Source organism: Clostridiales bacterium (assembly GCA_015243575.1).
Classification (GTDB): Bacteria; Bacillota; Clostridia; order Peptostreptococcales; family Anaerovoracaceae; genus Anoxybacterium; species Anoxybacterium hadale.
The window spans coordinates 2,515,130-2,536,021 of the sequence record CP042469.1 but is presented as its reverse complement, the minus strand read 5'-3'; the positions used below and the strand labels follow the sequence as shown (position 1 = coordinate 2,536,021).

General features: G+C 46.1%; 13 protein-coding genes and 2 pseudogenes. 12 read left to right on the top strand and 3 right to left on the bottom strand.

The features are described from left to right. Positions 1–91 precede the first annotated feature (91 nt). The 7 genes and pseudogenes from hypB (at position 92) to hypE (ending at position 7,083) form a co-directional block, all read left to right on the top strand. Positions 92–742, top strand: a pseudogene (gene hypB / locus FRZ06_11160) (hydrogenase nickel incorporation protein HypB). 12 nt (positions 743–754) lie between these two features. After that, positions 755–907 (top strand): annotated as a pseudogene (locus FRZ06_11155) (hydrogenase accessory protein HypB). A 73-nt stretch (positions 908–980) separates the two neighbouring features. Continuing rightward, positions 981–3,518 carry a carbamoyltransferase HypF gene (locus FRZ06_11150; GenBank protein ID QOX63850.1) on the top strand — a complete coding sequence of 846 codons (2,538 nt, stop codon included), beginning with the start codon at positions 981–983 and terminating at the stop codon, positions 3,516–3,518. Positions 3,519–3,630: 112 nt separating this feature from the next. Further along, positions 3,631–4,779, top strand: coding sequence for a DUF362 domain-containing protein (locus FRZ06_11145; protein QOX63849.1), 1,149 nt, complete (start codon positions 3,631–3,633; stop codon positions 4,777–4,779). A gap of 40 nt (positions 4,780–4,819) precedes the next feature. Then, positions 4,820–5,035 (top strand): HypC/HybG/HupF family hydrogenase formation chaperone, encoded by a 216-nt coding sequence (locus FRZ06_11140; GenBank protein ID QOX63848.1) that lies wholly within the window; start codon positions 4,820–4,822, stop codon positions 5,033–5,035. Next, positions 5,032–6,090 carry a hydrogenase formation protein HypD gene (gene hypD, locus FRZ06_11135; protein ID QOX63847.1) on the top strand — a complete coding sequence of 353 codons (1,059 nt, stop codon included), beginning with the start codon at positions 5,032–5,034 and terminating at the stop codon, positions 6,088–6,090. The genes FRZ06_11140 and hypD overlap by 4 nt, the downstream gene beginning before the upstream one ends. A 12-nt stretch (positions 6,091–6,102) precedes the next feature. Continuing rightward, the gene (hypE, locus tag FRZ06_11130; GenBank protein ID QOX63846.1) at positions 6,103–7,083 is read left to right on the top strand and encodes a hydrogenase expression/formation protein HypE; all 981 of its coding nucleotides are present in this window, start codon (positions 6,103–6,105) and stop codon (positions 7,081–7,083) included. A 116-nt stretch (positions 7,084–7,199) separates the two neighbouring features. Here the strand turns inward: hypE and FRZ06_11125 are convergent, their stop codons facing one another. The 3 genes from FRZ06_11125 to FRZ06_11115 form a co-directional block, all read right to left on the bottom strand. Then, on the bottom strand, positions 7,200–8,666 hold the full coding sequence (locus FRZ06_11125) for an amino acid permease (protein QOX63845.1): 1,467 nt from the start codon (positions 8,664–8,666) through the stop codon (positions 7,200–7,202). A gap of 198 nt (positions 8,667–8,864) precedes the next feature. Beyond that, positions 8,865–9,938: a response regulator transcription factor gene (locus FRZ06_11120; GenBank protein QOX63844.1), complete on the bottom strand. Its 1,074-nt coding sequence runs from the start codon at positions 9,936–9,938 to the stop codon at positions 8,865–8,867. Positions 9,939–10,142: 204 nt separating this feature from the next. Next, the gene (locus FRZ06_11115; GenBank protein ID QOX65912.1) at positions 10,143–11,501 is read right to left on the bottom strand and encodes a citrate/2-methylcitrate synthase; all 1,359 of its coding nucleotides are present in this window, start codon (positions 11,499–11,501) and stop codon (positions 10,143–10,145) included. Positions 11,502–12,433: 932 nt separating this feature from the next. Here FRZ06_11115 and uvrB point away from each other — a divergent pair. From uvrB to FRZ06_11090, 5 genes are all read left to right on the top strand, one after another. After that, positions 12,434–14,410, top strand: coding sequence for an excinuclease ABC subunit UvrB (gene uvrB, locus FRZ06_11110; protein QOX65911.1), 1,977 nt, complete (start codon positions 12,434–12,436; stop codon positions 14,408–14,410). A gap of 36 nt (positions 14,411–14,446) precedes the next feature. Further along, positions 14,447–17,290 carry an excinuclease ABC subunit UvrA gene (gene uvrA / locus FRZ06_11105; GenBank protein QOX63843.1) on the top strand — a complete coding sequence of 948 codons (2,844 nt, stop codon included), beginning with the start codon at positions 14,447–14,449 and terminating at the stop codon, positions 17,288–17,290. A 65-nt stretch (positions 17,291–17,355) separates the two neighbouring features. Then, entirely contained in the window at positions 17,356–18,261 is a 906-nt protein-coding gene (locus FRZ06_11100) for a DMT family transporter (protein ID QOX63842.1), read from the top strand. Continuing rightward, entirely contained in the window at positions 18,245–19,675 is a 1,431-nt protein-coding gene (locus FRZ06_11095; GenBank protein ID QOX63841.1) for a nicotinate phosphoribosyltransferase, read from the top strand. Before FRZ06_11100 ends, FRZ06_11095 begins: the two co-directional genes overlap by 17 nt. Before the next feature lie 130 nt (positions 19,676–19,805). Continuing rightward, the gene (locus FRZ06_11090; protein ID QOX63840.1) at positions 19,806–20,873 is read left to right on the top strand and encodes a branched-chain amino acid aminotransferase; all 1,068 of its coding nucleotides are present in this window, start codon (positions 19,806–19,808) and stop codon (positions 20,871–20,873) included. Positions 20,874–20,892 lie beyond the last annotated feature (19 nt).

The window sequence follows — 20,892 nt, the reverse complement described above, 5'->3', positions numbered from 1 at the left end:
AGTCAAGATGAATTGTGAAAAAACCGCTCTCGGCAGGAGAGCGAATGATATACAAGTTAATGAAATTCCATTTATGGGGGAGGGAACTACTATGCACGATGTCCTGAAAGTAAATCTGATGGCCAACATCCATGAAGAAAATGACAATATTGCAGTTCATATCAATGAAGGCCTCACGGAACAGCAAATCTATGTGATCAATGTTATGGGCGCTCCGGGAGTGGGCAAAACTACCACACTGAAGAATATCATAAAAAATCTGGACGGATTAAAGCCATATGTAATCGAAGGCGACATTGAATCGGATCTGGATACAAAGGATCTGAGATCTCTGGGGATTGATACGTATCAGATCAATACTTTTGGGGCGTGCCATCTGGATGCTCCCATGATCCATAATATGGCTGGAAACATCCAGTTTGATGAGAAAGGCGTCCTGTTTATTGAGAATATCGGAAATCTGGTTTGTCCCGCTGAATTCAGCATCGGAGAGCACTGTAAAATGCTGATCTCTACTGTTACTGAAGGAAGCGACAAGCCTTATAAATATCCCTTAGCTTTTGAAAAGGCGGATGCGATTATCTTAAATAAGGTGGATTTGATCCCATATCTTGATTTCGATGAGGAATTCTTCATGAAGGGTGTCAGAATTCTGAATAAAGAAGTACCGGTGTTCAAGGTCTCTGGTAAAACTGGGGAAGGCTTTGATGAAGTCGCGCGATGGATCGAACAGAAAGCCGCAAATGCAAAAGCGATAGCGCATCAGCACGATGATACGCATGATCACAGCCACGGGCATTCCCACGAACACGATCATGAAGCTCACCACGGCCACGGGCATTCCCACGAACACGATCATGAAGCTCACCACGGCCACAACCATGAACACAATGATCATCATCACGACTGAGGATCGTAATATTTCCCATTAATATGAATGATGATTCAAATTTCGCATCATCACAAATGAGGATCGTAATATGCCCCGCATAAAAACCGTAAAAATTAAAATATGGGGAATCGTTCAAGGGGTCGGCTTCCGGCCCTTTGTTGCTAAACTGGCAGACCGCTTTGGGATGAGAGGAGAAGTCCTCAATATCGGCGGTTTGGTTGACATTGTTCTAACGGATACTCAGGAACGGATTGAGGCATTCTTAGACGCACTGAAAAAGGAAAAGCCTTTACCTGCTGAAATCGTTTATATTCGTATAGAAGAACAGAAACGACGAGATTTTAAGAGCTTTACCATACTGGATAGTGACGAAGGAGATGATGAAGCCGCAATGATTCCGGCGGATCTTTCCATTTGCCCAGATTGTCTGGAGGAACTGCGAAATCCCCTAAATCCCCGCTACATGCATCCTTTCATCAGTTGTATGGTCTGCGGACCTAGATACACTATCATCGATAAAATTCCGTACGATCGTGAGAACACTGCGATGATTGAATTTCCTATGTGCGATTTTTGCCGTGGGGAGTATACAGATCGAGATGACCGAAGATACCATGCGCAGACCGTATCATGTCACGATTGCGGGCCGATGTTGAACTACCGACTGTCTGGGAGTGAGGGAACGATTACAGAGGTTTCTAACGAAGATTGTTCTATGGAGGCCTGTTCCATTGGAGTCATCGGAATACACGCAGATGAAAGAATCATAGATCGCGCCGTTATGCCTGTTTTCTTGGCTGCAAACTATATTAATGAAGGCAAAATCATTGCACTGAAAGGAGTGGGCGGATATAACTTTATTTGCAGCCCATTCGATGAAACCGCGGTCATAAATCTACGTCGACTTAAGGTGAGAGAAGAAAAACCCTTCGCGGTGATGTTTCGCGATATTGATCAAATTAAGGAATATTGTTACTTGAGCAGCGAAGAGGAAACGCTGCTGCAGTCCTCAGCCAAACCAATTGTACTGCTTGAACGACGCAGCGTATTGGACTTGAATTCAGAGCTCATAAGCAAGGATTACGAAGAAATCAGTCCTGCGGTCTACAAGACCAGCCGGTTCATCGGTGCTTTTCTGCCCAGCATGGGTGTTCAGCATATGCTCATTGACTTCTGCGGGCCGATCATAGTCACCAGCGCTAATCTTTCCGATATGCCCATTATCAATGAAGATCAGGAGATGTTTGCACTTCAGGACCATCTGGACCGGGAGGAAGATGGCGAGAGACTGCTTGCTGCAGTATTTTATAATGAGAGAAAAATACGGATCCGGCTGGATGATTCCGTGGTCAGAGTCATTGATGGACAGCCCCAAATGATTCGACGGTCTAAAGGCTATGCGCCGGTACCTTTATATATCAATGAACGTCTTGGCAAGGAGGATATGATCCTTGCTATGGGGGGCCAGCTGAAAGCTTCTTTTGCCTTAAGCAAAGGATCTTTTTCCTATATAAGCCAGTACTTCGGAGATTTGGACAGCAGAGAAGCTGGTTTGATTTTTAAAGAGAATATTGAACGAATGGCGGAGTTGTTCCGCATGAAACCGAATCTGGTTGTCAGCGATCTTCATCCGCTTTACTTTACTACAAATTATGCTGAGCAGTATGCAAAACGCTGTGGAATTGACCATATAAAGGTTCAGCATCATCATGCCCATGTGGCTTCTGTAATGGCTGAGCATGATTTGAAAGGTGCAGTGATTGGCGTCAGCTTCGACGGAACGGGATATGGTACCGACGGAGCGATCTGGGGCGGTGAATTTCTCATCTGTGAAGATGATTGTTTTGAGCGAGCGGCTCATTTGGAATATATCAGAATGCTCGGTGGTGATTCCTCCATGAAGGAGGGATGGAAATCCGCTTTCAGCTATTTATACCATTATCAAAGTCAGAATGATACTTTGAGCTCAGGAGATGGAACCGATATTCTTTCCTCCCTGCGTGAGCCTGTTGATCTTCGCTGGCCGATGGTAAAGGCGGGGCTGCATCATAATATCAATACCATCAACAGTTCCAGCATGGGCAGACTGTTTGACAGCATCGCTGCGTATGCAGGGATTCATGACTTCAACCGGTATGAGGGCGAATGTGCGATCATGCTGGAAAATGCAGCCGTCGAGGCGATTCAGATGGGACTTGAGCCATGGGAGATGCACTTTGAAATATTAGAAAAGGGGCAAAGTGAAAATAGTTGTGATGGAGCGGATGACGATCATATCATCTCTGCAAGAACGATATTCCAACAGATGCAGGTAGCGCAAGCTGCGGGAATCGATAAACGGTGTGTCGCTTTGGGCTTTCACGACGCGGCTGCGGAAATGATTTGTTTGATTTGCAACAGAATTCGTCAGGCGAGGGGAATTGAAACAGCAGCTCTAACCGGCGGCGTGTTCCAGAATAAGATCCTGATGGAGAAAACGCTGAAGCTTCTGCGGAGCGACGGCTTTTCTGTTTATTATAACGTGTCGGTGGGGCCCAACGACGGAGGCGTTTGCCTTGGACAAAACTACATTGGGATGAAGTATTTGACTAAAAAATCGCATAATGATAAGATCGATAGAGAATAGAGAATAGAGAATAGAGAATAGAGAATAGAGAATAGAGAATAGAGAATAGAGAATAGAGAATAGAGAATAGAGAAATGATGCTATAAAACAAGGTGCTATAAAAGGAGGGGGATTGGTTTTGAAGAGCAAGGTTGCGGTAATTCCATGCGACAGCTATGATCAGGGGAAGGTTTCGGAGGCAATTGAAAAAGGAATTTCGCTTTTGGGAGGCTGGGAATGCTTTGCGGGAATAGAGGAAAAGCTTTTGCTGAAGCCAAATCTTTTGAACCGAGCGGATGTAGATAAGGCGGTTACCACTCACCCAACAGTCTTTGAGGCTGTGGCTAAAAGCCTCCGGAAAACCGGATATGAAGCCATTGTTTATGGAGATTCTCCGGGACATCCGGGGAGTGTAGAAAAGACCGCTGAATTCTGCGGAATCAAAGAGGTTGCAGACCGTTTCAATATCACGCTAGCCGACTTTTCCCATGGGAAAACCGTAGAGTATACGAGAAATAGAGTCACCAGAAAATTCGAGCTTTGTCAGGGTGTTTTGGATTCCGATGCAATTATAAATCTATGCAAAATGAAAACCCATCAGCTGGAGAGAATTACCGGTGCAGTGAAAAACATTTTTGGCTGTGTCTACGGACTGAATAAGGGTGCGGCGCATGCCAAATACCCGGATGCAGAGAGCTTTGCGCAGATGCTCGTGGACTTAAACCTCCTGCTGAAAGCAAGACTTCATATTATGGATGCGGTAGTTGCCATGGAAGGCAACGGACCTGCATCGGGAAACCCCATAAAAATGGGTCTAATTCTCATTTCTTCGGACCCTGTGGCCCTGGATGCCACATTTTGCAGGTTGGTGGATCTTGACCCCAAATTGGTGCCGACCGTTTATTATGGCCAGGTATTTGGCTTGGGGCAATGGAAGGAAGAAGAAATTGAACTTCTGGGGATTGAGAATCTTAGCGATTATGGAAATCCCAATTTTGACGTCTCAAGGGAGAAAACTACTCACGGCAAATGGGCTGTCTTTGATAAATTGAAAGTGCTGGCTCGAAAACCGGTTATCGTTAATAGTCGATGCATACGCTGCGGCGCCTGTGTTGCAGCATGTCCCGTGGAAGAGAAAGCAGTTTTCTTTCCTGAAAACCGGAAAGAAAGCGGGAAAGGTAAACCGGTTCCGATTTACGATTACCGGAAATGCATTCGGTGCTATTGCTGCCAGGAAATGTGCCCCGAAAAGGCCATTGTTGTAAAGCGAAAACTACTGTAAGCGCGAGCAGGATGCTTGGAAATAAAAAGGAGAAGAGAATATGTGTATTGCAATACCGGGAAAGATTATATCCCTTGATGGTCATCGGGCAAAGGCTGATTTCAACGGCAACCTGGTGGATGTGAATGTTGGCCTCATCGATGCGAAGATCGGTGATTATGTGTTGGTTCATGCAGGCTGTGCCATTGAAATTATGGAGAAAGACAGAGCACTGGAACTCATCGAACTGTTTCATGATTTGGATGAGCTGGCATGAATATAGAGCAAATTATTACCGAGTTAAAAGAATATAAAGGACCGGAGCGAAAGATTATGGAGGTTTGCGGAACTCATACCGCAAGCATCTTTAAAAGCGGCGTCAGGAGTCTGCTTTCCTCCAAAATTAAACTGATTTCAGGTCCCGGATGCCCGGTTTGTGTGACTCCGGCGGCCTATATCGACCGTTGCATCGAGTATGCAATGACGGAGAACCACGTTCTCGTAACCTTCGGAGATATGATGAAGGTTCCCGGTACGGAAGGAAGCCTGTCGCAAGCCAAGGGAAACGGAGCCAAGGTGGAATTGATGTATTCTCCTATGGAGGTTGTGGACAGGGCAGAAAAGAATCCGGGAACGACATACGTGATTGCCGGCGTAGGTTTTGAAACCACTGTACCGGCTTATGCGCTTACCCTTGAAGAAGCGGTCGGGCGAGGTGTTAAAAATATTCGGCTGCTGACAGCGCTGAAAACGGTCATGCCGGCCCTGGAATGGATTTGTGAGAATGAGGCTGAAATCGATGGCTTTTTATGCCCCGGACATGTGAGCGTTATTATCGGCAGCGCTGCGTATGAGAATCTGGCGGAACAATATCAGAAGCCTTTTGTGGTAGCTGGTTTTGAGCCGGAGCACATTCTGGCAGGAGTCTACGATATCATGAGGCAGCTCCAGGTGGAGTCAGGGAAAGAAAAAGGTGTTCACAATTTATATAAGAATGCAGTGCGGACAGAAGGAAATCAGAAAGCCATGAGCGTGATTGACCGCTATTTTGAACCTGGTGCCGCAATGTGGAGGGGCTTGGGTATGATCGAAGCCTCCGGGCTTTATCTCAGACCGGAATTTGCGCTTTATGATGGGGGAAGCAAGGGCCTTGACAGGGATCTTGAGCTTCCTGAGGCCTGCAGGTGCGGGGACGTCATCGTCGGCAGAATTAACCCCAATGAATGTCCCATGTTCGGAACAGGCTGCAACCCCATGAATCCATATGGTCCATGCATGGTGTCCTCCGAGGGTGCTTGCGGGATCTGGCACCGGAACATCGGGATGCTGTGAAAGGAGAAGAAGATGCAGATCAATATGTCCCACGGCAGCGGAGGAAAGGCCTCTGCTGAGCTGATGAAAGATATCTTCGGAAAGTATTTTTCCAATGAAGTGTTAAATAAGATGGAGGACGCTGCGGTATTGGAGCTCCACGGAAAATTTGCATACAGTACCGATTCCTTTGTGGTCACCCCAGTGGTATTTAAAGGAGGAGACATTGGAAAACTGTCCGTCTGCGGTACGGTAAACGATCTTCTGATGATGGGCGCAGACCCCGCCTATCTGACGGCAGGATTTATTTTGGAAGAAGGTCTGGAGCTTTCTTTGCTGGAGGAGATTGTAGCTTCTATGGCGAAGACTGCCAAGGAGGCAGGGGTCAAAATCGTAGCAGGGGATACAAAGGTTGTAGAAGGCAAGGGAGGCTTGTTTATCAACACCTCCGGCATCGGAATCATTCCTGAGGGAAGGACCATCGGAGCGGCAAACTGCACCGAAGGAGATCTTGTATTAGTGTCAGGGACCCTTGGAGATCATCATGCCTGTATACTCAGTGCCAGAATGGGGATTGAAAATCAGATCGCCAGCGACTGCGCCTGCCTGAAATCGATGGTGCAGCTGCTGCTGGAAAACAACATCCGTGTGAAAACCATGAGAGACGTAACAAGGGGGGGACTAGGAACCATTCTCAATGAAATTGCTGATGCGTCAAATTGCAGTATAGAGATCAAGGAAGAGTCCATCCCGGTTCGTCCTGAGGTGAGAAGTTTCTGTGACATCTTGGGCCTGGATCCTGTATATATGGGGAATGAAGGCAAGATGATTGCTGTAGTGGCACAGGAGGACGGAGAAAAAGCTCTGGCATTAATGAGAGAGACAGAATATGGCGGAGAAGCTGCTGTCATCGCACAGGTTGTGAGCGGAAAAGGCGTCTATATGAAGACAAGGCTGGGCGGAAGCCGCATCGTCGATGTCCTCTATGGAGAAGGTCTGCCAAGAATTTGCTAACATGAAGACACAAAAGGGTCAATCATATAGCTGCTAGCTGATAATAAACAAAACGGCGTTTCGCAAAATTCTGCGAAACGCCGTTACTTTTTGTATCCATTTGATCTGAAGTTCGATTAGTCTGCTTTTGCAAATCCTTTTGAAAGGTCAGCTTCTTCCGGCTTCACCAGTTTTGTCTTCTTAGATACTTTGTATCCGAGGTAGAGCAAAAGGAAGAGCGGAATCCCCATATAAGCGATGATGATTCCCAGCCAGTCAACCGTATCGCCTGAGAAGGCATACATTCCCTGACCGATGATTACGATAGCACAGAGAACCGTTGCCAGGATTGGTCCAAAGGGATACCACTTTGCTCTAAATTTCAGCTCATCCAGGCTGTGTCCTTGGGCAAGATACGCTTTTCTGAATTTATAATGGCTGATGGAGATTCCCAGCCAGGCAATGAAGCCGGCAAGGCCGGATGCACTAACCAGCCACATGTAGACAGTGCCGTTTCCTGCCAGTGAAGTGAGGAAGCAAAGAGCGCCGACCAAAGCGGTTAGAACCAGAGCCGGTACAGGAACACCTCTCTTGTTTACCTTCTGGAAGATCTTTGGTGCTTTTCCTTCCACAGCCATGGCATAAAGCATACGGGTGGAAGCGTACATACCGGAGTTTCCGCAGGACAGTACAGAGGTCAGGATAACAGCATTCATGATGGAAGCCGCAGCCGCAATCCCCGCTCTTTCAAAGATGAGCGTAAAGGGGCTGATGGCAATATCCGTAACTTCACCGGATGAGGAAAGAAGATTCGGATCATTGTAGGGCAGAATAAAGCCCACGATGATAATTGCGCCGATGTAGAAAATCAGAATTCGCCAGAAAACGGTTTTGATTGCCTTTGGAACATTTTTTTCAGGGTCTTCCGTTTCACCGGCAGCAACGCCGACCAGTTCAGTTCCCTGGAACGAAAATCCTGCGATCATGAAGATATTGATGATTGCCATCATTCCGCCGGCAAAAGGAGCGTTGTCAATCGTCCAATTCTCAAATCCTGTGGAGTGACCGCCGATGATACCTACGATCATCAAAAGGCCGATGACAAGGAAAATAATAATGGTTACGACTTTGATTCCCGCAAACCAGAATTCGCTTTCTCCATACATTTTGGCGGAGAAGAAGTTGAGCAGGAAGAGAACCGCCAGGAACAGTGCACTCCACATCAGAGAGCTTGATTCCGGCAGCCAGAATTTCATTACAAGAGATCCGGCAGCAAGCTCGGCAGCAACCGTGATTGCCCAATTGTACCAGTAGTTCCAACCCAGCGCGAAGCCTAATGCTGGGTCTACAAATTTTGTAGCATAGGTTTCAAATGCACCGGAAACGGGCATATAGGTTGACATTTCACCTAAGCTGGTCATTAAGAAATAAACCATAACACCGATTACACCGTAAGCGAGCAGTGCGCCGCCCGGTCCGGCTTCGCTGAGAGATCCGCCAAGTGCAACGAACAGACCGGTACCAATGGCGCCGCCGATTGCGATCATGTTCATGTGTCTTGCTTTCAGACCTCTGTGGAGTTCGTTTTGTCCTTGTGAACTCATAAGAAACACCTCTTTCCAAAAAACTTTAGATTAAATAAATGCAGCATCGGCAACCGATGCCGTGAACCGTGGACATAAAGGTTCCTACATATTTATATCCTAAAGTGAGAAAAAGGCCAATGGCACTGCAGTATTATTTTGTTGTATCGTGTTGAAATTTAAGGGTTATACGGAGTATTCGCGATTGAAATTTAAAGTTTATAGGGAGTATTCCCGAAGTAAGCAGATCAGTTCGACTCTGTTTTTAACGTTGAGTTTCTTAAAGAGATTATAGATGTGATGCTTGACCGTATTCTGTGAGATGAAGAGCTCGTCGGCGATTTCTGCGTTATTGTAGCCCTTGAAAATGAACTCCATCACCTCTTGTTCTCTTGGGGTAAGATTGTAAAGGGAAGGAACATTTTCCCGCTCATCTTGTCCTATAGAAGCAGCGATGCTGTCTGTGGATTCATATGTGGTTTTTGTATCTGAGTCAGGGCTTGCCTTGTCATTCAGTTCTGACGAATTTTGGATTGGATTTACGGGTTCCTCCACATGATTTATGATGAAGCTGGTGGAAAAATCATTGTAATATACATAGATCAAAGTGATCAAATTGGAAAAAAGCAGAAAGAACGCCGTGGCATTAAAAGGTCCCAGCTCCCATGTGCTGTAGGCAGTGAAGCTGCTGAAGATACGAGCATAATGCAAGAATTCATAGCTTGCATAAAGGATCAGCGCAAAACTGATCACGAGGATATAAGGGCCGGAAAGCTTATGTTTCGTCTGTGAATTTGCGCGGACAGCATACAAACACACCACAAGAAGCGCCAGTATGCAAAACAGAACATCAAGCAGCAGAAAAAGGGAACTGAAGCTGATATTCGCTATTTTGAAATTAAGACCCCATAGACCTCTGGTGATTAACAGGCAGAGACCAATATAACAGATGGAACCGTATTTTACGATTTTTTTCATGAGCCGAAGTTTGGAACTGCCAACCATTGAATCCAGGTAATTTATCCAGTAAAACAAAAAACAAGCCCAAAGCAAATAGTCTAAAATCTGAATTGTTGTGCTCTCAGGCTGCAGTAGTATGATGTATTGGCTATAAAAAGTAAAAAAACTCACGAGCCCGATTAAAAAGGTACAGACCACGAATTTCTGAAGTTCCAAACGTTCCCTAGAGCCTTGAAGAAAGCTTTTCTTCGACATAAGCCAGTAGAGAAAATTGCTGAACATCCCTAAAAAACCAGCGAAAATATAGATCCACACAAGGATATGACGCATCATATGACAACCTCCAAATGACTTGATTATATTATCATATTTTTTTATAAAAATCCAACAAATGTGACGAATTTAGAAAAAGATTTTGCCGGAAGATTGGGAAGCTGAAATAAAAAACCGATTGCATTTGTTTTGGTCGTTCCTAACCAGGAATCGAAAACGACATGCAACCGGTTATCTTTTTATGAGAATAAAGAAAATGTAATTTTATCGTTTAGAAAGCGGCGTGTATTCTAAATGAGGCTGAACGCATTTATACGCCGGACGCATGATTTTACCAGCAGCCACCAGTTCCTCGATTCTATGAGCGCACCAGCCGGAAAGCCTGGAGCAAGCAAAGATCGGAGTCGCGATATCGGTGGGGATGTTCAAGGCATTATAAACAAACCCTGAATAAAGATCCACGTTAGCGGGCATAGGCTTGCTGGTGCCCTTTGATTCCATGAAGAGGATCGGAGCCCTATGTTCGATGAAATCATAAAGCATGAAATCATCCAGAAGATCCTTGTCTTCCGCAAGCTTTTTCGCCATCTTTTTCAGAAGCGTGGCTCTTGGGTCGGATACAGTGTAGACCGCATGGCCCAAACCGTATATCAGACCGGAACCATCGTTGGCTTCGCCTTTGAGGATTTTAATCAGATAGTTTTCAACTTCTTTATAGTTGGTAATATCTTTGACATTGGCCTTGATGTCAGCCATCATCTCCAGAACCTCCACATTGGCACCGCCGTGCTTTGGTCCCTTCAAAGAACCCACTGCCGCCGCGATGGCCGAATAAGTATCCGTTGCTGTAGATGATACTACATGGGTTGTAAACGAGGAATTGTTTCCGCCGCCGTGTTCTGCATGAAGGATCATGGAGATATCCAGCAGCTTTGCTTCGATATCGGTATACTCGCCCATGGGACGCATCAATCTCAGGATGTTTTCAGCAGTGGACAGCTTGGGATCCGGATAATGAATATGAAGGCTCTGATTATCGTAATAAGACCGCTTTGCTTGATACCCATAAGCAATCAGAGACGGAAAATAACCGATCAGATTGATGGATTGGCGCAGCACATTTTCTATGGATACATCGTCCGGATTTTCGTCATAGGAATAAAGAGCAAGAACGCTCCTTGCCAATTTATTCATTACATTTTTGCTGGGAGCCGTCAGGATCATATCCCTTGCGAAACCCAGCGGAAGCTCACGCTTCAGGCCAACTACTTTCTTGAAGTCTTCAAGCTGCTGTTTGTTTGGCAGCGTACCGAACAGAAGAAGATAGCTGGTTTCTTCGTAACCGAAGCGATCATCCGAAAGACAGCTGTTGACGATGTCTTCCACGTCGATGCCTCGGTAAAACAGCTTTCCGTCCACTGCTACCTTTTCCTTCTTCTCGTTGACCTCGTAGCCTTGAACATCACCGATTCTTGTCAGGCCGACTACAACCCCGGCTCCATTGGAATCACGCAATCCGCGCTTTACATCGTACTTGCTGTACAGGGAACTGTCCATGGCATTGGATTCGGCAAGATGGTCCGCCATCGTTTGCACAAAAGACTTTTCAAGCTCCTGATTCATAGCAGCTTCATAGGGATTGGTTACCAGAACGGACTCGTTGTAATTATTATTTTTTGCATTTTTCTTTTCTATCAATGAGATACACCCCCCGTCGAATAGCCTTTCCTAGTTATTGTTCTCAATAATAAGCACCTTTCCATCAGATTGGTGCTGAGGGAATTGCGATTTGTTACAGGCGTACATCTGATCGTAAAACACAATCATCAGCACCTTCCGTTCAATCAGCGCTTCCTTAATAAAATAAAAAATGACACTGTTTGCAATAGACAGCATCACCAAAGAGTACACAAAATATTAGCGCTGGAATTCCAATACAGGAAGGGATTCCCGATATAAGTCCGCCGACAATTCATTTGCCGGGAAGGAATTTCGGTTCGTCAAAATCCGGAATTTCATCCCAATGCTACCAGACGGCTGATATGTAAACATGGTCAGGTGGAGGCATTTTACTGCGTCCGACACTGAATCGGACAGCATTCCATGCTGCCTGATGAATATTTACTGTATAAATAATCAGGTGCGCGAATTGGGCGAGCTAATAAGGGTAACATTCTATCTTACCCAGTGACTCTTCAATGCTTACGAGATTAGCTGACGGGTTCGGGCTGAAGAGTTGCCCTACCGGTTGCCCGGATACACCCCAAAGTTGGTTCTCCCGCTCCGGTTGCCCGGATTAAGCAGATTAACTGTTTGTATTAATTGATTATAATACAGTCAAGAATAAATAACAAGATGGATTTGGTAATATTTTTTCGCAAAAGGAACAAATGTTCGCATTTATGTTGTAAATTTTATGGGTATATGATATACTAACGTTAAAAATCTGACCGAAAGAAAAACAAAAAAGGATAAATATTACATTTGCATTGGCAGCATGGACAGATGGATAAGATAAATAATTATACAGGATGGATCACGAAATGAATCATGAAATGAATCGATTTAAGCTTGTTTCTGAATACAAGATGATGGGGGATCAGCCACAGGCTGTTGCACAGCTTACAGAGGGACTTCGCAGCGGTGAGAAGCATCAGACTCTTTTGGGAGTTACCGGCTCGGGCAAGACCTTTACCATGGCAAACGTGATTGAGAATGTTCAGCGTCCCACGCTTATCATTTCCCATAACAAAACCCTTGCTGCACAGCTCTGCGGCGAATTCAAGGAATTTTTCCCGGAAAATGCCGTGGAATACTTTGTGAGTTACTACGACTACTATCAGCCTGAAGCATATGTGCCCTCGACGGATACGTATATTGAAAAAGATTCGGATATCAACGACGAGATCGAAAAACTGCGCCACTCGGCTACCGCAGCATTGGCAGAACGCCGCGATGTGATCATCGTAGCCAGCGTTTCCTGCATTTATGGGCTGGGAAGTCCGGTGGATTACGAAAACCAGGTTCTCTCACTGAGGCCAGGCATGGAAAAGAGCCGGCATGAGATCCTGCGGAAGCTGATTGATATACAGTACACCAGAAATGACCTGGGGTTTACGAGAAGTACCTTCCGGGTACGAGGCGATATTATCGATATTTTTCCAGCAGGTGCGGAAAACGCCGTGCGCATTGAACTCTTTGGTGATGAAATAGAAGTGATCAAAGAGATCAATCCAGTGACCGGAGAAATATTGGGGGTAAGAAACCATGTTTCTATCTTCCCTGCTTCCCATTATGTTACTACGAAGGAAAACACCGAACGAGCGATCGTTTCCATCGAAGCAGAGCTGGAAGAGCGATTGAAGTGGTTTAAGGACAGGGGAAAACTCATCGAGGCGCAGCGCATTGAACAGCGTACTCGTTATGATATGGAAATGCTGAGGGAAGTGGGTACCTGCAAGGGCATCGAAAACTATTCCAGACACATCAACGGACTTATGCCGGGAAACCGGCCATATACTCTGATTGACTATTTTCCAAAGGATTTTCTGATTATTATCGATGAATCCCACGTCATGCTGCCCCAGCTTCGGGCCATGTATGCGGGAGACCGCTCCAGAAAGTCTTCTCTTGTGGACTATGGATTTCGTTTGCCTTCGGCATTGGACAACCGCCCCCTTGAGTTTAATGAGTTTGAGGGGCTGGTCAATCAGATCGTCTATGTAAGCGCAACCCCCGCCGCTTATGAAAAGGAACAAAGCAAACATGTGGTGGCTCAGCAGGTCATCCGGCCAACGGGGCTGCTGGATCCTGTGATCGAGGTCAGAAAGACAGAAGGGCAAATTGATGATCTCATCGGAGAGATCAATCAGGTGACGGCGAAGAAGGAAAAGGTTCTAGTGACCACGCTGACGAAAAAAATGTCCGAGAGCCTAACCGATTACCTGAAAAATGTAGGGATTAAAGTCAGGTATCTTCATTCGGAAATCGATACCCTGGAGAGAATGGAAATCCTGAGAGATCTCAGACTGGGCGTCTTTGACGTATTGGTCGGGATCAATCTGCTGCGGGAAGGACTGGATCTTCCGGAGGTGTCCCTTGTGGCCATCCTGGATGCGGACAAACAGGGTTTTCTGCGTACGGAGACCTCGCTGATTCAGACCATCGGCCGTGCGGCCAGAAATGTTAACGGAAAGGTAATCATGTATGCCGACGGTATTAGTGAAGCCATGGGAAAATCCATTTCTGAAACGGAACGGAGAAGGAAAATCCAGCAGGAATACAACGAACAGAACGGCATTACGCCGAAGACGATAGAAAAGGCAGTTCGAGCAGTCATTGAAGCCACAAGAGTGGCAGAGGAACGGGATGAGTACTATCAGGGCAGAAGCGCGCTGGAGCTCACCAAGAAGGAACTGGCTGATTACATTAAGAAGATGGAAAAGGAAATGAAGGAGGCCGCAGCAAACCTGCAGTTTGAACGTGCAGCTGAATTGAGAGACAGAATTATGGACTTTAAGCTGCGCCAATAGGTGAGGCTTGGAATTTCAACTCATTTGGAGGAAAGAATGACAAAGAATATTGTTGTGAAAGGTGCTAACGAGCACAATTTGAAAAATATAGATATAGAGATCCCACGGGACAAGATGGTGGTGCTCACAGGATTAAGCGGTTCGGGGAAGTCCTCCCTGGCATTTGATACCATCTATGCTGAGGGTCAGAGAAGATATGTGGAGAGTCTGTCTTCCTATGCGAGACAGTTCCTTGGACAGATGGAAAAACCCGATGTGGAATATATTGAAGGCTTATCCCCCGCAATCTCCATAGACCAGAAAACCACCAGCAAGAATCCCCGTTCTACCGTAGGTACGGTGACTGAAATTCACGACTACCTAAGGTTGATGTATGCGAGAATCGGAGTTCCTCATTGTCCCGTATGCGGCAAGGAAATTGCCAGCCAGTCCGTGGATCAAATCGTAGATAGTCTGATGGACTATCCGGATGGAACGAGGATCACTGTGCTTGCACCAGTCATCAGAGAGCGGAAGGGTGAGCATGAAAAGATTCTTGAAAGAATCAAAAAAGAAGGTTTCACCAGAGTGCGGGTGGATGGAGAAATTCTCTCCCTAAGCGACGAGCCAATCAAGCTGGAAAAAACCTATAAGCATACCATCGAAATCGTGATCGACCGTATTGTGGTTAAGGAAGGCAGTGAGGGGCGGCTTGCGGAGTCCGTTGAACTGGCGCTTAGTCATGGAGAAGGGCTTGTGATCGGATTGGTACAAAAGGATGCGGCCGCAGAAGGGGAAGATCGGCTTTACAGCACAAAACTTGCCTGCCCGGATCACGGAATCAGCATCGAAGAATTGGAACCAAGGATGTTCTCCTTCAATAGTCCGTTTGGTGCCTGCCCATCCTGTAACGGGCTGGGATTTATTCAGAAAATTGATCCGGATTTGATTATATCAGATAAAAATTTGAGCATAGATGAAGGCGCACTGGGAGATGTTTTTTCCTCAATGGAATTCGGAACCTTCTACCGCCAAATGATTGAGGCACTTGCCAAGGATCACGGGGTGGATCTTTCCACACCTTACAGTAAATTGCCTGTAAAATTTAAGAATGAACTTCTGTACGGTACCAAAGGTAGAAATCTTCAGTATTTCTATGAGAGCAGAAGCAACGGCTCCCAGTCCTACAGAAACCATCCCTTTGAAGGAGTTATCAACAACCTGGAACGGCGATATCAGGAGACCAACTCCGAATACATCAAAGAAAAGATGGAGCAGTACATGAGCATGATTCCATGTGATGTCTGCCAGGGTAAGCGACTAAAGCCGGAGGTTTTAGCGGTTACTGTTGCTGGAAAAAACATCGCCGAGCTGTCGGAGCTTTCCATTCGGGAAGCACTGAAGTTTGTGGACAGCTTCAAGCTCAGTACAAAGGATGAGATCATCGCCCACCAAATCGTTAAGGAAATAAAAGCCCGGCTCAGCTTTCTCATCGACGTTGGGTTGGACTATCTGTCCCTGTCCCGTTCCTCAGGAACCTTGTCCGGAGGAGAATCCCAGCGAATTCGTCTGGCTACCCAAATCGGCTCCAGTCTCGTCGGTGTCCTGTACATTCTGGATGAGCCCAGCATTGGACTGCACCAAAAGGATAATGAGAAGCTGCTGAAGACCTTGAGAAACCTCACTGATCTGGGTAATACGCTGATCATCGTCGAACATGATGAGGACACCATGTTTGCAGCGGATCATATCATCGATATCGGACCCGGAGCGGGGATTCACGGCGGTCAGGTTATCGCGGAAGGCGATGTGAACGCCATCATGGCCTGCAAGGATTCCATTACAGGGCAGTACCTCACCGGAGAAAAGAAAATTGAGGTGCCGGAGGTCAGAAGACCGGGCAATGGCAAATTTATCAAAGTAATCGGTGCCACGGAAAATAATCTGCGAAACGTTGATGTCAAATTTCCTTTGGGAAATTTCGTCTGTGTCACTGGTGTTTCCGGTTCGGGCAAAAGCAGCTTGGTCAACGAGATCTTATATAAAACCCTTGCATCTGAAATTAACCGGGCGAAGACAAAACCGGGAAAATGCCTGGAGATTGAAGGGATTGAACATATTGACAAGGTCATTGACATCGATCAGTCCCCAATCGGGCGTACACCCAGATCAAATCCGGCGACCTATACCGGTGTATTCACCCATATCCGGGATTTGTTCTCTCAGCTGCCCGAGGCCAAGCTCAGAGGGTACAGCAAAGGAAGATTCAGCTTCAATGTAAAAGGTGGTCGATGCGAAGCCTGCAGCGGCGACGGTATCATTAAAATCGAGATGCATTTCCTGCCGGATGTCTATGTCCCTTGTGAAGTCTGCAAGGGAAAACGGTATAATCGTGAGACTCTGGAAGTAAAATACAAAGGGAAGAGTATCTTTGATGTTTTGGACATGAATGTTACCGAAGCACTGGAATTCTTTAAACATATCCCGCCGATACAGAGACAGCTGGAAACATTGGAAGAGGTGGGACTGGGCTATATCAAACTGGGACAGCCATCGACTCAGCTGTCGGGAGGCGAAGCTCAAAGAATCAAACTTGCCTCCGAGCTTTCCAAGCGGAGTACGGGAAAAACCATGTATATCCTAGACGAGCCTACCACAGGACTGCACTTTGCTGATGTGGACAAGCTGATTCAGGTGCTGAACCGCCTGGTAGACGCAGGAAATTCCGTTGTAGTCATCGAGCATAATCTGGATGTCATCAAGACTTCGGATCATATTATCGATCTGGGACCCGACGGCGGTGACCGGGGAGGCATGATCATTGGAGAAGGCAGTCCGGAAGATATCGCGCAGATCGAAAACTCTTACACTGGAGAATTTTTAAAAAAGGTTTTACGATAGAACACTTTTGTGGTAAAATACAATATTAATTACAATAGCATCGATAGTGAATCGGTGGTGAAAGATTGAAGCAACGAAAGACCATGTACCTTTTGATGACCTTGCTCATGTTTGCATGGGGATTGGAATACATCTTTGCAAAGCAGGCACTGGATGTCATGGAGTCGCTAACACTTGTATTTTTTAAATACAGCATCGGGTTTGTCGTAGTGCTGTTAATTAAACTAAAGATGGAAGGTAGGAAGCTTTTTCAGAAGAAAGATATTCCCCTCTTCCTTCTTTGTGCTATCTTCGGAGAAGTCGGATATTTTTATCTGGAATATACGGCAATGGATTTTCTCCCCGTATCACTCATCACCATAGTATTAGCCTTTGTTCCCGCTCTTTCTATTCTCATTGAGCGGGTGATTTATAAAAGGAAACCGACAAAGAAGATGAACCTTGGCATTCTCTTCTGTATCGCTGGTATCATCCTGGTCATCGGTGTGGATTACCGCATCCTGCTCCAGGGTAGAATCGTGGGATATTTGTTGGCTTTCGGCGCGGTGCTTTCCTGGAACCTTTATAACTTCCTGACCGCGTCGCTTCATGAACGTTATGGGAGCGTAACCCTGACCTTGAACCAGCTGATTTGTACAATTCTGTTGGTCTGGCCCTTTGCGCTGACCCATTTGCCCGATCCGGGTACTGTATCCATGGAAGTTGTGGGCGGTATCCTGTATCTTGGAACCCTGAGCACCGGGATTGGATTTATTATTCAGGTAAGGTCATTACTTATTTTGGGCCCTACAGTGACAGCAATATTTTCCAACTTCCTGCCGGTTACAACGACCCTGTTTGGTTGGCTGATTTTAAAGGAGACCATATCGCCTGTCCAAACGCTGGGAGGAGCAATCGTAATTGCTGCAGGATACATCGTAATAAAGGAAAAAGGACGAGCGGAGGAGTTTACCGATGATAGAGAATCATAATATGACCTTGCTGACTGATTTTTATGAACTGACCATGGCCAACGGCTATTTCGAAACCGGTATGGCTGACGATATAGCATTTTTCGATCTGTTTTTCAGAAAGATTCCCGATGGGGGAGGCTTTGCCATTATGGCAGGGCTGGATCAGCTGATTGGATATCTTAAAAACCTCAATTTTGACGAACGGGACATGGAATATTTGAGAGAGAAGGATATGTTCAGCGAAGGATTTCTGAACTATTTGAAAGACTTTAAATTTGAATGTGATGTCTGGGCAGTTCCTGAAGGAACTCCTGTATTTCCGGGAGAACCGTTGGTTACCGTAAGGGGACCTGTGATCCAGGCTCAATTTATAGAAACCATTATGCTTTTGGCCATCAATCATCAGAGCTTGATCGCAACAAAAGCAAACCGCATTGTGCGGGCGGCCCAGGGCCGCAGTGTCATGGAATTCGGTACGAGAAGAGCCCACGGTGGTTCCGGTGCGGTTCACGGTGCGAGAGCAGCTTATATCGGCGGCTGCATCGGTACGGCATGCGCTGTAGCAGAGCGTGATTTTAAGGTTCCTGCCATGGGTACCATGGCTCACAGCTGGGTTCAGATGTTCCCCAGCGAATACGAGTCTTTTAAAGCCTATGCGGAAGTTTATCCCGACAATTGTATCCTTTTGGTGGATACCTATAATGTCCTGAAATCAGGGATTCCCAACGCAATTAAAGTATTTAAAGAAATGAAGCCCCAGAAGATGGGCATTCGAATCGACAGCGGAGACGTGACCTATCTTACTAAAAAGGCGAGAGCAATGCTGGATAAGGCAGGCCTGAAGGAATGCTCCATTGTAGTTTCCAACTCCCTTGATGAGTACATCATCAGAGACGTGATCGGTCAGGGGGCCTGCATCGATTCCTTCGGCGTAGGGGAGCGGCTGATCACCTCAAAATCAGAGCCTGTTTTCGGTGGCGTATATAAGCTGGCAGCACTGGAAAAGGACGGCGTCCTTGTTCCGAAGATGAAGATCAGCGAGAATGTTGAGAAGATAACCGATCCCGGATTTAAGACGGTGTACCGTCTGTTTGATAAGGATACCGATAAGGCCATTGCAGATGTAATCACCCTTGATCACGAAAAGATTCCAGAGGGAAGCGAGTATGAGATCTTTGATCCCAAGGTGATATGGAAGCGGAAAAAGGTGTCCAACTTCTATGCCAAAAATCTGAGAGTGCCTATTTTTCTAAAAGGCGTCTGTGTCTATGAATCACCTGATATTGATGCCATCAGAGATTACTGCAAAGAGCAGATCGACACCCTTTGGGAAGAGATTCTTCGTTTTGAAAATCCCCACGAGTATTATGTGGATCTGTCAAAAGATTTGTGGGAGCTCAAGACAAAGCTGATTGAAGAGTATCAGAAGTAGAATAACATTAGAATCAGAATTTGAATTAAAATTAGAAATTTGAATTAGAATTTGATTCAGAAATAAAAGACGAAATATGTAAGCAATCAGGTGCATAGCCTGATCAGATAGAAAAGGATGGGTGATTGAAATGAACTACGAATTTAAAGTAACCAAAACGCTATCTCCAAAGCAAAAGCCGGACCCGGACACGCTGGAATTCGGAAAAGTCTTTTCCGACCATATGTTTGTCATGAATTATACCGAGGGTAAAGGCTGGCATGACGGCAGAGTTGTGCCGTATGCACCGATTACTTTGGATCCGGCGGCGGCGGTGCTTCATTACGCCCAGGAAATGTTTGAAGGACTCAAGGCCTATAAAACAAAGGAAGGAAAAATTCTTCTGTTCCGTCCGGATATGAATGCAAAAAGAACAACCAAGACAAACGACAGAATCTGTATTCCGGCTCTTGATGAAGAGCTTTTCGTAGAAGCCATCAAGGCAGTGGTCCGTGTGGATGCTGACTGGGTGCCGGAAAAAGAAGGAACGTCTCTTTATATCAGACCTTTTATCATTGCTACCGAGCCCTTTCTGGGTGTCCGGTCGGCCAAGGAATATCTGTTTATGGTAATCCTATCTCCTGTTGGAGCCTATTATAAAGGCGGCCTTGCTCCCACCAAGATCTTTGTTGAAGATGAGTATGTGAGAGCAGCCCACGGCGGTACTGGATACAGCAAGATCGGCGGAAATTATGTAGCCGGCCTCAAATCCCAGGAAAAAGCCCACGATAAGGGCTACTCTCAGGTGCTTTGGCTCGACGGTACAGAACGAAAGTATGTTGAGGAAATCGGTACGTCCAATGCCTTTTTCGTGATCGACGGTGAAGTGATCACCGCTCCGCTGGAAGGTACCATTCTTCCCGGTATTACAAGAGATTCCGTGATTCATCTTCTTAAGGACTGGGGCATCACAGTCTCAGAGAGAAGACTCACCATCGACGAAGTCTATGAAGCCTATGACAGCGGCAAGCTGTCCGAGGTATTTGCATCGGGAACCGCAGCAGTGATTTCCCCGGTGGGAGAGCTCTGCTGGAAGGAGCGGAAGATCCAGATTCATGACGGTGAAATCGGAGAGCTTTCCCAGAAACTCTACGATGTGCTTTCGGGGATACAGCTTGGAAATGTTGAAGATAAATTCGGATGGACAGTTGAAGTTTAGTCTGGACCTATAGTGTTCA